The organism is Amycolatopsis sp. AA4 (assembly GCF_002796545.1).
GTDB lineage: Bacteria > Actinomycetota > Actinomycetes > Mycobacteriales > Pseudonocardiaceae > Amycolatopsis.
In genome coordinates, this window is record NZ_CP024894.1 from 6,823,522 (window position 1) to 6,835,459 (window position 11,938).

Annotated in this window: 10 protein-coding genes and 1 tRNA gene; 3 read left to right on the forward strand and 8 right to left on the reverse strand. The window is 67.1% G+C overall.

Annotated features, from left to right (window positions below; genetic code table 11):
* Positions 1-6 precede the first annotated feature (6 nt).
* A complete protein-coding gene (locus tag CU254_RS31425) occupies positions 7-927 on the reverse strand; it encodes a cation diffusion facilitator family transporter (protein ID WP_009082639.1) in 921 nt (306 codons plus the stop codon).
* A 134-nt stretch (positions 928-1,061) separates the two neighbouring features.
* A complete protein-coding gene (locus tag CU254_RS31430) occupies positions 1,062-2,183 on the reverse strand; it encodes an epoxide hydrolase family protein (RefSeq protein WP_009082641.1) in 1,122 nt (373 codons plus the stop codon).
* A 95-nt stretch (positions 2,184-2,278) separates the two neighbouring features.
* Between CU254_RS31430 and CU254_RS31435 the strand changes: the two genes are divergently transcribed.
* Positions 2,279-2,351 (forward strand) — tRNA-Arg (locus tag CU254_RS31435).
* A 1,169-nt stretch (positions 2,352-3,520) separates the two neighbouring features.
* On the opposite strand, the gene CU254_RS31440 is transcribed toward CU254_RS31435, so the two are convergent.
* From CU254_RS31440 to CU254_RS31465, 5 genes are all read right to left on the reverse strand, one after another.
* The gene (locus tag CU254_RS31440; RefSeq protein ID WP_009082643.1) at positions 3,521-4,975 is read right to left on the reverse strand and encodes a thioredoxin family protein; all 1,455 of its coding nucleotides are present in this window, start codon (positions 4,973-4,975) and stop codon (positions 3,521-3,523) included.
* Between the two features lie 77 nt (positions 4,976-5,052).
* Positions 5,053-6,225 (reverse strand): MFS transporter, encoded by a 1,173-nt coding sequence (locus tag CU254_RS31445; RefSeq protein ID WP_009082645.1) that lies wholly within the window; start codon positions 6,223-6,225, stop codon positions 5,053-5,055.
* Between the two features lie 107 nt (positions 6,226-6,332).
* Positions 6,333-8,012 carry a cytosine permease gene (locus CU254_RS31450; RefSeq protein WP_009082647.1) on the reverse strand — a complete coding sequence of 560 codons (1,680 nt, stop codon included), beginning with the start codon at positions 8,010-8,012 and terminating at the stop codon, positions 6,333-6,335.
* Positions 8,009-8,692, reverse strand: coding sequence for a tRNA-dependent cyclodipeptide synthase (locus CU254_RS31455; RefSeq protein ID WP_009082649.1), 684 nt, complete (start codon positions 8,690-8,692; stop codon positions 8,009-8,011). The genes CU254_RS31450 and CU254_RS31455 overlap by 4 nt, the downstream gene beginning before the upstream one ends.
* 913 nt (positions 8,693-9,605) lie before the next feature.
* Complete coding sequence (locus tag CU254_RS31465) at positions 9,606-10,061, reverse strand: MarR family winged helix-turn-helix transcriptional regulator (RefSeq protein WP_009082651.1); 456 nt, start codon at positions 10,059-10,061, stop codon at positions 9,606-9,608.
* An 84-nt stretch (positions 10,062-10,145) separates the two neighbouring features.
* On the opposite strand from CU254_RS31465, the gene CU254_RS31470 reads away from it, so the two are divergent.
* Together CU254_RS31470 and CU254_RS31475 are read left to right on the forward strand one after the other, a co-directional pair.
* Positions 10,146-10,475, forward strand: coding sequence for a rhodanese-like domain-containing protein (locus tag CU254_RS31470; protein ID WP_009082654.1), 330 nt, complete (start codon positions 10,146-10,148; stop codon positions 10,473-10,475).
* A gap of 15 nt (positions 10,476-10,490) precedes the next feature.
* Positions 10,491-11,057 (forward strand): YceI family protein, encoded by a 567-nt coding sequence (locus tag CU254_RS31475; protein WP_037715423.1) that lies wholly within the window; start codon positions 10,491-10,493, stop codon positions 11,055-11,057.
* Positions 11,058-11,117: 60 nt separating this feature from the next.
* On the opposite strand, the gene CU254_RS31480 is transcribed toward CU254_RS31475, so the two are convergent.
* Positions 11,118-11,888, reverse strand: a complete 771-nt coding sequence (locus tag CU254_RS31480; RefSeq protein ID WP_158688121.1) for a hypothetical protein — start codon at positions 11,886-11,888, stop codon at positions 11,118-11,120.
* Positions 11,889-11,938: the final 50 nt, after the last annotated feature.

The following is an 11,938-nucleotide window of genomic DNA, read 5'->3' on the forward strand; positions in this document are numbered from 1 at the left end:
CCCGGTCTACCAGGAGAGCTCCGCGCACCGGCGGGCGCATTGCGGTCCCTCGACCTGAAGCGTCGCGTGCTTGATCTCGTAGCGGGCCGAAAGCAGGTCCTGGGCCTTGGTGAGCACGGCGGACTGTTCGGCGTCGGCCCGCACCGTCAGGTGTGCCGAAGCGACCTCCATGCCCGAGGTCAGCGTCCAGACGTGCAGGTCGTGCACGTCGGCGACCCCCGGCAGCGCGGCGAGTTCGGTGCTGATCTCGCCGACGTCCACGCCGGCGGGCGCGTGCTGGAACAGGATCCGCAGCGCGCGACGGGCGAGCGTCCAGGTGCGCGGCAGCACGAACAGGCCGATCGCGACACCGATGATCGGGTCGGCGTAGCGCCAACCGGTGGTGAGCGTGATCGCGCCGCTGAGCAGCACGCCGACCGAGCCGACGAGGTCAGCGAGCACTTCGAGGTACGCGCCGCGGACGTTCAGGCTCTCTTTCGCGCCCGCGCGCAGCACGAGGAACGACACCACGTTGGCGACGAGCCCCGCGGCCGCGGCGAGCAGCACCGGCAGGCCAGGCACCTCCGGCGGGTCGGTGATCCGGCCGATCGCCTCAACCGCCACGTACCCCGCGACGCCGAACAGCAGCACCGCATTGGCAAGCGCGGCAAGGACTTCCGCCCGGTACATGCCGAACGTACGACTGGGCGTGGGCCCGCTGCGGCGCGCGAGCACGATCGCGGCGAGCGCCATGCCGACGCCGAGGACGTCGGTGAACATGTGCGCGGCGTCGGAGATCAGCGCGAGCGAGCCGGTCGCGAAACCGACCGCGAATTCCAGCACCATGAACCCGGCACCGACCGCGAGAGCGATCAGCAGCGCGCGGACGTAGCGGCCGGACGCGCTCGCCGGAGCGGCGGTGTGCCCGTGGCCGTGCCCGTGTCCCATCGCTCGCCTCCCAGGTTTCGGTGTCGAGAGGAATATATAGTGGTATGCGCATATATGCAATATAGGGTAGCCTAACTTCACCCTAATGCCTGGCGGAGCGGATTTCCCAGCCCTGTTCCGCGAGGTGGGAAAGCTCAGCGCACGAGCCGGAAGAACCCGCGGATCTGCTCGACGAGCGACGCCGGTTGTTCCATCGCCGCGAAGTGCCCGCCGCGCGGCAGCCGCTCGAACCAGCGCAGATCGGTGTACTTCAGCTCCGCCTGCCGCCGTGACGGACGGACGATGTCCCGCGGATAGACCGAGATCCCGGACGGCGCCGTGACCAGGTCGCCGAAGCTGCGGTAGCTCTCCCAATACAGCCGCGCGGACGACGTCGCCGACGCGGTGAACCAGTACGCCGAGATCGCGTCGAGAAGCTGCTGCCGGGTGACCGCGTCCTCGGGGTGGCCGTCGTTGTCGGTCCACGCCCAGAACTTCTCGGCAATCCAGGCCGCCTGTCCGGCTGGCGAGTCAGTCAGACCGTAGCCAAGCGTTTGCGGCCGCGTGCCCTGCTGAGCCGAATACCCCTGCCCGGTACGCCGGAACTCCGCCGCGGCCTGCGCCCCTTCGCGCTCCTCGTCGGTCTCGTCCTCGAACTGGCCTTGAGGCGCGGCCGCCATGTTGACGTGCACCCCCGCGACCCGCTCCCTGGCCACCTCGCCGAGCGCGCCCGAGACCGCCGACCCCCAGTCGCCACCCTGCGCGCCGTAGCGCTCGTAGCCGAGCGAGACCATCAACCGATCCCACGCCGTCGCGATCCGCCGCACACCCCACCCGGTGCTGGCGGGCTTGTCACTCCAGCCATACCCCGGCAACGAAGGCGCGACGACGTGAAACGCGTCCGCCGGGTCGCCCCCGTGCGCCCGCGGATCGGTCAGCGGACCCAGAAGGTCGAGGAATTCGAGCACCGAGCCGGGCCAGCCGTGCGTGATCACCAGCGGAAACGCGTCCGGCTCCGGCGAGCGGAGATGCACGAAGTGAATCCCGAGGCCGTCGATCTCCTGGCGGAACTGCGGGAAGACGTTGAGCCGCTCGGCGAACCCGAAGTCGTAGTCCTCGGCCCAGCTGCGACACAGCTCCCGGGCGTACGCGAGGGGCACCCCTTGCTCCCAGCCGCCGACGGTCTCCGCCTCCGGCCACCGAGTGCGCCGCAACCGCGCCCGGACGTCCTCGATGTCCTCTTGCGCCACCCTGACCTGGAACGGTTCGGCCTCCACCGCCGCCTCCCTCCGCGTCGATCTTCCGAAGCCTTCATACCCGCTGCGAGCGGTGGTTAAGGCATGCGCTAGGCTCTCTTCAGTCGCGCAAGCGAGCCCTCGTAGCTCAGGGGATAGAGCACTGCCCTCCGGAGGCAGGTGTCGCAGGTTCGAATCCTGCCGAGGGCACACAAAGACGGGTACGAGGAGATGTCAGGCCTGACATCTCCTCGTTTTGTATTTGCGCTGGTCAAGTCATCGCTCTTGCCTCATGGGAGGCGGGGCGCGCACTCCGCCACCTCACCGCCAGCCCACGCAAGATCGGCGCCATCGTCAAAGCCGCGCTCGTCCTCACCCCTTCGAGCGCGGGCGACTGCACTGAAAGTCGTTGAGAGCACTGCACTATTCGGCCGGATTGAACGCTGACGGCGAACGGCTGCGCGACTGTCCGCTCTCCGACAGCGATCCCAAGCCGCAAACCCTGTTCGACAAGCTCGCCCGCCGCCGACGGCTGCCGGGAAGTGGTGCCGTGTGTGCGGGTGGCTCCTGAATGCCGGACGCGGCGGGCTGGGAACAGGCGAAGCCCCGGCGGGTTCGCGGATGTGAGTCAGCTGACGACCGAGGGCTTCGAGTCCCTTGTCTGGCAAAGCGTTCGATCTCCTCCTCGACACCGCGCCGGGGGCTGGAACTCGCCGCCCGCGCGCCTCGGCTCGGCCTGACCGGTTGCCGCCGCACCGTCGATGCCGAGTCCGGCCAGCACCCACTCCCGCTATATTCGTCCGCTGTTCGAGCCGGGCGGCTCCAACTACGGGTCGAGACAGGTGTTCCCGAACGGCCGCGCGCACTTCGTCCCGGGCACTCCACCGGATTCCCCGGCCACCGCACAACTCCGTGCAGTTCGGCCAGCACCCCGTGATGGGTCACGAAGCCGCGGTGCGGAAGCTCCCTGCACTCCCGAAGCGACGACACGTGCGACTCGAACGCACATAGCGGCCAAACAACGCAGTACGCCCAACGATTCCTTCGTCTGGGCCTGAAAACTGGTCCGCGATGTGTGCCCCCACGGCACTCGCGAGCACAAACGCCAGAGCGCGGGGCACCACCGCGCTCTGGCGTTCCTTCGCGCAGAGCCGGGTCGTACCCCAACCAGCGTCCAGGGCGGATGCCGGAGAACTCGGCGATCCGGAGCCGCCGGAGCCATCGCCCCAGCCGCGGTCCGGCCCACCGCCGGTTCGCGACGGTGCGGGCGGGCCTGGGGAGGAACATTCCGTGCACCGCCAACCCTCCGAGCGACGCCGGGCCGCCGTCGCGGAACGACGGCGGCCCGGTGCTATCGGCGGTACATTTCTTTCCAGTCCCTAGTCCTGGTGCACCGGCCCCTTGGCATTCTTCGCCTGCTGGATCACCTGGCCGCCGGCGCCGTCCGCCTGCTGCACCACCCTGCCGGACGAACCGCTGGCGTCCTGGCGGACCTCACCTGTCGTTTTGTCGGCGCTCTGGGTGACAACTCCCTTGCTGTCGCGTGCCAGCTGCGTGACGTTTCCCGACGAATCGTCGGCAGACTGAACGACGGTCCCGGTCGAATTCCGGCGGCTCTGGGTCACGGCACCGCTGCTGCCGTTCGCGGTTTGCTGCACGGGCACGCCGATGAGCTGGTTCACCTCGGTCAGCAACTCGTTCGCGGTTTTCCACGCCAGCCCATCGAACCGTTTGATCTCGGCCCCCTTGCTGATGACCACGGTTGTCGGATAACCCCGCACGTGGTACTTGTCGGCAATGCCGGGCAGCTCGTCAGCGTCCACGTGGACGAGCAACCACGAACCGTCCGCCTTGGCAGCGGCCCGAGAGGCGATAGGCGACAGCAGATTGCAGTAGTAGCACCAGCGCGTGCCGATCTCCATAACCACCGGGGTGTTCTGGGAGTAGGCCAGCACCTCGTCGAGTTCCTTCTCGTCGGACAGGTAGACCTCGTTGCGAGTGCCCTCGGGGTGATCCGGATAGTGCGTGGTCGTGACGGTCGTGATCCACGCGCGCAGCGACGCCTCGTCCTTGACCGAAGTCTGGTTGACGGGGACCCCGTGGTAGTAAGCGATCACGCCGCGCTTGCCGGCCATTCCCTGATCCCGCACCACATCCGGGACTTTGGCCTCGTCCGCGAGCGCGACCAGGAACTTGCCCTTCCCCTCAGCCGAGATCTTCTCGAGCACCTTGCTCTCCGGGTCCGGCAGGTTCCTCCCGAAATACGTCACGACCACGCGGCCTTGAGAGGTGGCCAGAAGGTCGCCGAAATCGAAGTCCGGCCCGATCGACTTGGTTGTCGGGTCCGGGGGCAGCGGCTTCCCCTGCACGAAGGTGTCGATCCAGTTCTCGACCCCGTAGCTGTTGTTGTTGTAGCCGGTGTGCCGGCCGACTTCCTTGCCGTCCTTGAGGGCGATCAAGGTAGGCGTCCACGGGCTGCCGTACGCCTGCCGGATCACCGGATCCTTGCCCACGTCGACGCGGGCGAGAAGCCACTTCCCCGCGTCGTTCTTCGCCTTGCCGGTCAGCACCGGGGCCAGCTGCTCGCACGGCTGGCATCCCTGGGACGACATTTCGAGCACGACCGGAACCGACCGCGACTTCTGGAGCAGAGCCGCGTAGTCGGCGTCGGCTACGTCGACCGCGTTATCGACGATCGGCGGGAACGCCGCTGCCGGGGCCGCTGCCGTCGGTGCCGGCTGAGGCGAAGCGAACGCGGTGCCGCCCAGCGAGCCGACTGTCAGTGCGCCCGCGAGGGCCGCACCGGCCGCGAGGCGCGTCAATACTTTAGCCATCTTATCCCTTTGCTATCAGAGGAGAAACATTCTGTACGTACGGACCGCGGATTCCGCTCCTTTCTCGCGGCGACAGGTCAGGCTTTGGCGAGGTCCGCCGGCTCGACAAGCGAGAAAACTCGCGAAACAAGGAAGACCGGCAAGACTGCCAGCGCCGAGGCGGCCCAGGTCAGGGCGTCCACGGACACCGCGAGCAGCAGTCCGCCGGCCAAGGCGCCGCCGGCGACCGCGGCGTTCCAGCCGGAGACGATCAGTGCTTGGGCAAGGTCCGCCCGCCGACCGGCGAGAAGGGCGGCAACGGCTTGGAATGAAGTCGGCGCGCCGCCGAAAGCGAAGCCCCACAACGCACTTGCCGTCAGCAACACTGCTGGCTCGCGTCCGGCGAGAGTAAGCACGACGAAGCAAACGGCCACTGTCGAGGCGGTGCAGACGAGCACTGCCCGCGGGTACCGGTCGAGCACAAGCCCGACCAGCCACAGACCGGCAACCGTTGCCACTCCGAAAAGCAGCAGTCCCGTGCTGAGCAACTCGAGGTGGCCACGGCTTGCGTAAAACGAGCCGAGATAGGTGTAGACGATGTTGTGTCCCAAGGAGAACGCGACCACCACGACGAGCAACCAGCGAAGGCCCCGGACGCGGAGAACCAGCGAGAGACGCATCGGAGCGCCGGGCGCGTCGCCCGGCAACGGCGGCACCGCCACCGCGATCCACCAGAACAGCGGCACCGCGAGGAGCGCCATTCCGACGAACACCCAGCGCCAGCCAATGGTCTCCCCCACCGCGGCACCGGCAGGTACGCCGAATGCGAACGCGATCGGAGTGCCAGCCATCGCGACGGCGAGCGCGCGGGCGGAGCGTTCCGCCGGAACCAGCCTCATCGCGTAGTTCGCCACCAGCGACCACAAGACGCCGGTGATCGCGCCGGAAGCCACTCTCGCCACGAGCGTCAGCGCGAACCACGGCGAAGCCGCGACCACCAGATTTGTCGCGAAGAATCCGGCAACCAGGAGAAGCAGGAGCGTCTTGCGCGGCATCCGGGCGGACGCTGCGGTCAGCGGCAGCGCACCGACCGCCGTCGTGACTGCGTACACCGTGACGAGCTGGCCGGCCACCGCGGGCGACACGCCGAGGTCGGCGGCGGCCGGGAGCAGGATCCCGGCCGGGACAACCTCGGTCAAGCAGCCGATGAACACTGCGGCAGCCAGTGCCAAAAGCGCGAGGACGGCGCGACGCGGCGCGAGGTCGGTCATCGGATCCTCCGTAAGTCGTCAGGCGGCCCGCGGGCCGGCTTTCGCAGCATCGGCAAATGCCGGAAATCGGGTTCGGCGGCCGGGGCTGCCCGGGCGGCGCGCGCTTCTCACCGGTCCGGCTGCTCGGCCGGAACCGGCACTTCCGGGCGAACCGTCCCCGATTCGGTCGGATACCCGGCCTCGACCCAGTCAGCGATGCCCTCGCGGTACTTGCGGACGTTGAGATACCCCAGCTCGATCAGCCGGTTGCCGACGAAATCGCTGTTCCGGCACGGGGTATTGGCGCAGTACACGACGATCGCCGCGGCCTTGTCCGGGACGACCCGCGGCGCGTGCTCGTCGGTGAACCGGGCCGCGTGCTCGTACGGGAAGCCCGGGATGTTCAGCGCGCCGGGCAGGTGTTCCCGCTCGTAGTACGCGACCGGCATGGTGTCGACGACCACCACCCTGCCGGACTCCATTTCGCGCTTGAGCTCATCACGGCCGATCAACGCCACCATGTGCGCCGCTCCTTTTCCCTGGCGGAATGCCCGCGCGATGCGGGCCGCCACCAGATAGCTGACGAAAGCCACGACCACGGAATTGATCGCGGGAATGCCGAATTCGAAAAATATCGCCGATGCCGTCCCGAGCACCCAGCTGACCAGTGCGGCCGGCACCCAGTCGCGGCCGCTGGCCGGCCGGCCGTTCCGCAGCGCGTCGAGGGCCGCGCGGCAGTCGCGAACCACGAAATACTCTGCGATCAGCACACCGGCGACCGGCGGCGTGAGCACCCCGACCGCGGTCAGGAACCCGGAGAAGCTGTCGGCGATGCCGGCCGCGGACGCCGCCGTGCCGAGCGCGCCCAGCAAGACCACCGCCTGGACCCGGCTGATTTTCCAGCGCAGCAAGACATCGACGACATTGACCACGCCCAGCGACGCGGAGTACAGATTCCAGTCGTTGATCTTGAGAATCGCGGTGGTCAGCACCAGCGTGCCGAGCACGCCGGAGGACGAAGCGACCATGCTGACGATGTCCGACGTCGCGGTTGCGTGCGCGAGCAGCACCCCGATCAGTCCGATCAGGTACTCGCCGAGCGTCACGCTGAGCACAGTCTGTTTGACGACGTCCCCGGTCGTCCGGTTGAACCGGGTCATGTCCGGCGTCATCAGCGCACCGAGAATGAACGCACCGGACACCAGGGTCGTCGCCGCGCCTAGAGAGAGCGCGGGGCCAGGCGGCTGTGCTGACACCAGCGCCCCGAGCGAGTGTCCGCTCAGCGTGTCCACGATGGAGTATCCGGCCAGCAGCAGGAAGGCGGGCACTGTCAAGTAGGAGACCGCTGCCATGATCCGGAACCCGCAGGCACTGATCGCGGTGATCGCCACCCCGCCGAGCACGGCCCACGCCCACTCCGGCACCGCACCGGTGAGTTCGTGCATGCCGTGCGCGAAAACGCCGTTCTGCACGCCGAACCAGCCGGCCAGGCTCACCGCGACCAGCAGCCCGACGAGCGCGGATCCTTTGCGCCCGAAGCCGGCCCAGCGCGCGAGCACCGAGGTCGAAAGCCCCTCGCGCACTCCGGCGATTCCCAGCAGGACGGTGATCACTTCCAGCAGCACCGAGCCGATCGTGATCGCCAGCACCGCGTTCCAGAACGTCATCCCGTAGCCGAGCAGCGCCCCGACGATGAACTGCTGCAGAGACGAGACCTGGCCGAACCGCTGTACCGCGACCTCGTACCACGACCGGCGAGCCGTGTCCGGAACCGTGGTCAGCGAATAGTCGTCGCCGCGGCCGGTCATCGTCCCGCCGCCGCGAACACGGAGTCCCGCACGACCAGGAAGCCCTGGCCGACGCGGGGACGGAACGCGAATTCCCGGTCGAAGAACCGGCGCAGAAAGGGAACCCGCTGGTGGTAGACGAACATCGACCGCGGATTGCCGGTGATCAGGCCAGAACCCGCGAACAACGGTATCTCCGCGAGAAGGTAGCGAACCGCGAGGCGCAGGGCTTCGCTGTCCGGCGCGACCCCGGTCTTCCCCTGCAGCACCCAGGAGGACGCGTCGTAGGCCGCGGCCCGGAACGCCGGGTCGGATTCGAGCTGGGTCTCCGCTTCGCGCAACAGTTCGCGGTAATCCGGCATCGTGCGCAGACGGGCGATGCCGAGGATCCGCCGCTCCGGATCCGGCACGCCGAGCACGCGCAACGCGGAAGCGATCTTGTTGTGCACGTGGCAGGACTGCCGGTGCACCTTCTGTTTGGCCCGCGCCGCCGGATACCCGAGCGCTTCCAGCGTGTAGACAGCGACTTCGTCCGGGACGAAGAAGTGGTATTCGGGGAAGTGTTCCGCGGTCCAGGCGACGAGACGAGTCAGGCGATCCGCGGTGAAGTAGCCGTTGAAAAGGCTCACGCCGACGCAGGCGTGTTCCGCTCCCGGATACAGGGCGGCACAATCTGAAGACAATGGATTCGCTTCGAACATGCGAGACCTGAAACCTTTCCTGATTTCTTCTCCACAAGGCGACGACGGTGCACAGTGACGCCGGGTGCACCGGAGCGAATAGCTGACTCAGCACGGTCCGGCGGCACCAGCCCGAGCGGACGGTATCGGTTTTCCGGGTTTCGACGATGAAACTCTCACCGACTGAGATTAATGCGTAACAACGCGTGATCGACCCGACCATGTTATGGACGCGCACCGGCGACGACTAGTACGGCAATTCATCAGATCACGAGGTTAATTTTCATCGCCTCATCGTGCATTTTTCACGCCGGGAAAACTGACTGGCGCACAATTCGGGGGACTCCGAATGGCGGCCTGACGGAAGTGCGGCCAGCGCGAATCGGTCCGCCCGCAGCTTCGCCGAGATGCTCGCCGACCCGGCGGTCCGCGAGTCGATCCCGCAGGTATCGAACTCGCCATCCGAGCCGCACGGGAGATCTCCGAAAGGGTTGGGGTGGCACGCTGCGCGCCAGGTGCCGCGGACCGACGAGCAACCCCAGCACCGTCAGGTCAACAGCAGGCACCGCCAGCGGTGCGGCGAAAAGCTGGCAACTGCAGCTTCAACGTCAGGTTGAAGACGTTCCCAAACCCAAACAGGGAGGGTGCGCCCGAAGACCAGCCTCATCGTGATCGCGACAAACCGGGCAATCGTCCGTGAACTGGCGCTCATGCCGACCACCCGCCTGCGCCAGGAAGCTCGCCTCGACCACCAAGGTGCCGACGAAAGCCCCTTGGCCAGCCCCGTTCCCATCCTTTGGCAACCCTGCCGAGGCACATCTCTCCGCTTTAAGTTTCTTGATCTTTCGGCGCGATTCAGCGCGTTCCCGTGCTCAGCAGGCAAAATCCGCTGCGACCCCTTCCGCCGTCGCGCAACGTACCGACGGCGGAAGCACTAAACCTGCCGCCCGGCCTTCCCGCTTTCGGCGACCCGCAGCAAGGCCTTCCCGATCACCGCGGCCTCCTCGTCGCTGACATGCGCCGAGAAATGCCGCTCGATGCTCTGCAGGTACACCGGCGCGGTCTTCCGCAGCGCGCGGACTCCCTCGTCAGTGATCACCGCCCAGCTCACCCGGCGATCGTCCGGCTCCGGGCGTTTCATCACCAGTCCGGCCCGCACCATCTCGTCCACCAGGCGGCTCACTCGCGTGCGGCTGAGCACCACCCGGTCGGCGACCTCCGCCATCCGCAGGCCCTGCTTTCCCGCCGCGTTCAGTTCCAGCAGGACGTCGTACCAGGCCAGAGGCACCGTCCCGCCCCGTTGCACGTCGGTTTCGATGGCTCGTACCGCGGCACTGTGCGCGAGCAGCATCGCCCGCCACGCCTCCAGGCCGATCTTCGGGTCGCTCACGCCTCCCAGGGTACGTCATTGCGTGCGGGCGCACCTAACGTATAGAGTGCGTGCGTACGCACTTAAATTCCCGGAGGAGGACCGATGGTCAAGCCCATCACGCGCGACGAGGTCAAGAAGCGGATCGACGCTGGTTCGGCGATCGTCGTCGAGGCACTGCCCGCCGACTACTACGCGAAGGCGCATTTGCCCGGCGCGCTCAATCTGCCGGTGGACGACGTCGAGAGACTCGCGCCGAACCTGTTGCCGGACAAGGACTTCGCGGTGATCGTCTACTGCGCCGATTCGCCGTGCCAGAACTCGGGGACCGTCGCGAAGCACCTGGCGGAACTCGGGTACACCCAGGTCTTCGACTACGACGAGGGCAAAGCCGACTGGATCGCGGCCGGACTGCCGACCGAATCCGGCCGCTGAAAGGACGGAAACACCATGACAGAAGCAACTCGCGTGGTCGCCGGAACGGAACTTCCCGCCGCCGGGACCTGGAAGGTCGATCCCGGACACGCCGAGGTCGGTTTCGTGGGCAGGCATTTCCTGCTCACCAAGGTCCGCGGCCGGTTCACCGGCGTGGACGCCACGGTGGAAATCGGCGAGAAGATCGAAGACACCACGGTGCGCGCGGTCATCGAGATGGCTACTGTGGACAGCGGCGACCAGACCCGGGACGACCACCTGCGTTCCGGGGATTTCTTCGACGTGGAACAGCATCCGCGAGCCACGTTCGAATCAACCTCAGTGAGTGCGACCGGCAACGAGGCGACGATGGTCGGCGACCTGACCATTAAGGGCGTCTCGCGTCCGGTCACTCTCGCCGTGGAGTATCTCGGGCACGCGCGCGATCCGTGGGGAAATGATCGCGCGGTGTTCTCCGCTCGCGGCAAGATCAATCGCGAGGACTGGGGATTGGTCTGGAACATGGTACTGGAATCGGGCGGCCTGCTCGTCTCCAAGGAAATAGAACTCGTCCTTGAGATCGAGGCGATCCGCGCTTCCTGAGCGAAGGGGCCGTTCGCGGGTGGCTTCTGAACTGGAGGAACAGAAGCCACCCGCGAACGCTCAATCCTCGACCGTTCGCGGGCGCAGCGTCGCGACCGGTTTGCGGTCGGGCTCAAGCGCGCCGACGAGATCTTCGCCAGCGCCCCGCAGGACAACCGCATTCGGAGGCACGTCCAGCTGATCCGCGAGCGTTTCCCCGATGCGGCGCAGGCTGGTTTCCAGGTTCTCTCCGTCAACGACGGGCCGCACGGCGAACAGCACGACCTCGCACGAACTCTCCGAGGCCTGGAATTGGAGGCCGGACGCCCCGATCGATTCCGCGATCGGAAGTGCCTGTCCCAACGCCGTCCCGAGGCCTGCCCCGGGAAACCGGCGTCGCACTGTGGCGATGAGGTCGGTGTCGGCGGCCTCGGTGAAATCTTCCCGAGTGCCGGGCTGTGCTTCCTTCACGTCCGCGCCGCCGTGCGCGGCGAGCACGAGAAATAGCACATATCCGTCGAATTCTTGCTCGTAGAACCAAAGGTTCGCGTAACCGTCCTTCTCCGGATCGCCGAAGAAGTCCAGGTATTCGTCGTTCAGCCCGTGCTTGGCGGCCACCGGTTTGACCGCACTGCGCATGGCTTGCGCAGCGGTCTCCCCCTCCGTCCACGGGGCGGAACAGTAGAGGGTGGCGACGAATCCCGGACGCGAACTCTCCCGAGGCCAGCGCTCGATCTGCGCCGCGACGCCGCCGAATTCGTCGGCCAGCGACTGGCATCGGCCGATCATCTCGGCGAGATCCGCGGTGTCGACCCAGAGGCCGAGGTGGACCTCGATACCGGTCTTCGGCAAGCTGAACAAAGTTCCCCTCAGGCTAAATACGGTGGTGCAGCAAGCATTTC

Bases quoted from the DNA above. Each gene is read 5' to 3' on its own strand.
- CU254_RS31425 (WP_009082639.1), bottom strand. From the start codon at position 927: ATGGGACACGGGCACGGCCACGGGCACACCGCCGCTCCGGCGAGCGCG.
- CU254_RS31440 (WP_009082643.1), bottom strand. From the start codon at position 4,975: ATGGCTAAAGTATTGACGCGCCTCGCGGCCGGTGCGGCCCTCGCGGGC.
- CU254_RS31445 (WP_009082645.1), bottom strand. From the start codon at position 6,225: ATGACCGACCTCGCGCCGCGTCGCGCCGTCCTCGCGCTTTTGGCACTG.
- CU254_RS31450 (WP_009082647.1), bottom strand. From the start codon at position 8,012: ATGACCGGCCGCGGCGACGACTATTCGCTGACCACGGTTCCGGACACG.
- CU254_RS31455 (WP_009082649.1), bottom strand. From the start codon at position 8,692: ATGTTCGAAGCGAATCCATTGTCTTCAGATTGTGCCGCCCTGTATCCG.
- CU254_RS31470 (WP_009082654.1), top strand. From the start codon at position 10,146: ATGGTCAAGCCCATCACGCGCGACGAGGTCAAGAAGCGGATCGACGCT.
- CU254_RS31475 (WP_037715423.1), top strand. From the start codon at position 10,491: ATGACAGAAGCAACTCGCGTGGTCGCCGGAACGGAACTTCCCGCCGCC.